The sequence below is a fragment of the Acidiplasma cupricumulans genome, assembly GCF_001402935.1.
GTDB lineage: Archaea > Thermoplasmatota > Thermoplasmata > Thermoplasmatales > Thermoplasmataceae > Acidiplasma > Acidiplasma aeolicum.
In genome coordinates this window covers 1-1,647 of the sequence record NZ_LKBH01000235.1, presented here as the reverse complement: position 1 = coordinate 1,647, position 1,647 = coordinate 1, and the positions used below count along the sequence as shown (strand labels likewise).

Below are 1,647 nucleotides of genomic sequence, written 5' to 3'. Positions count from 1 at the left end.
TATACTGATGAAATTTATTTTAAACCAATAATATTTCCATTTCCATCTATGTCTATATTTTCCGCTGCAGGTTTTTTAGGAAGGCCTGGCATTGTCATTATATTTCCAAGCACCGGTATTAAAAATCTTGACCCGGAATTGATTAAAATTTTTCTAATATTTATATCGAAATTTTCTGGGCTGTTTAAAAGTGCAGGGTTATCTGAAATTGAGGACTGTGTTTTGGCCATGCATATGTAAAAGTCATTAAATTGATACTTTTCTATTATTTTCAGGTCTTTTTCTGCCTCATCTGAAAAATTAACACTGGAGGCACCATAAACCTTCCTTGCAATTCTTTCTATTTTTTCCCTGGGCGTTTCATTTAATTCATATGTGTATGATATTTTTTTATTAGAATTTTCTTCTATATTTTTAATTACGGCCCTTGCAAGTTCTATTCCACCATCACCGCCCCTTAAATAGACATCTGAAATGGCATATTCTATATTATTTTCCATTAACAGGTCCTTAACTGTTTTTATCTCCTCATCTGTATCATTTTTGTGCCTGTTGATTGCAACAACAGGAATAAGTCCGAAGCTTTTGACTATATTCACATGCCTGATTAAATTTTGAAATCCTATTTTTATGGCATTAATATTTACATCATCGATATTATGTGCCCCGCCATGGAATTTCATTGCCCGTAAAGTCGCAACAATAACAACAGAATCTGGTATGATTTTACTTTCCCTTGTAAATATATTCATAAACTTCTCAAAACCGAGATCTGATCCAAATCCCGCCTCAGTTACTGTATAATCGAAAATTTTCAATCCAATAAGATCACCCAGCAGGCTTGATGTCCCATGCGCTATGTTTCCAAAAGGACCGGTATGTATTATTGCCGGCGTTCCTTCAGCTGTCTGCGCCATATTTGGTTTTAATGCATCCACAAGAAGTGCCGCCATTGCACCCGCAGCCCTAATATCCCTAGCGAATACCGGCCCATTTTTATATGTATAACCAATAAGAATATTTCCAAGCCTTTCCTTTAAATCATTATAATCCTTTGATAGTGCAACTATTGCCATGATCTCTGATGCGGCAGTTATCACAAAGGAATCATTCATCATTGTGCCATTATTCCTATCTCCAATGCCAACAATTATGGATCTTAATGATCTGTCATCCATATCCACAGTCCTTGGAAAAACAACCCTTTTAGGATCAATACCAAGACCATTTCCATGGGAGATATGATTATTTATCATGGCCGAGAGCAAATTATGAGCTGCAGCAATTGCAGGAAAATCTCCTGTAAATATTAAATTTATTCTATCTGAGGGTTCAACAGTTGATTTTCCACCGCCAGTTGCACCACCCTTAACACCAAAGCATGGTCCAAGTGATGGCTCCCTTATTGCTATGCCGGCATTAAAACCCAGTCTTGTCATGGCCTGACCAAGACCTATGGCAGTTGTTGTTTTCCCCTCTCCTGCCGGTGTTGGTGTCATTGCAGTCATTAAAATCAATTTACCCCTTTTCTCACCATATTTTTTTACATCAACTGGCAGCTTTGCTATGTATTTTCCATAAAGTTCATAATCATTTACACCAAGTTTTTCCATAATTTTTGAAATCTCAATCATTATAACTATTATG

At 36.4% G+C, this 1,647-nt stretch carries 1 protein-coding gene; it reads right to left on the bottom strand.

The genetic code is table 11. From position 1 onward, the window contains the following. Nucleotides 1-14: 14 nt before the first annotated feature. Entirely contained in the window at nucleotides 15-1,634 is a 1,620-nt protein-coding gene (locus AOG55_RS06530; protein ID WP_048100859.1) for a formate--tetrahydrofolate ligase, read from the bottom strand. Nucleotides 1,635-1,647: the final 13 nt, after the last annotated feature.

Excerpts from the sequence above, each read along its gene's own strand:
- AOG55_RS06530 (WP_048100859.1), bottom strand. The coding sequence starts at position 1,634 with ATGATTGAGATTTCAAAAATTATGGAAAAACTTGGTGTAAATGATTAT.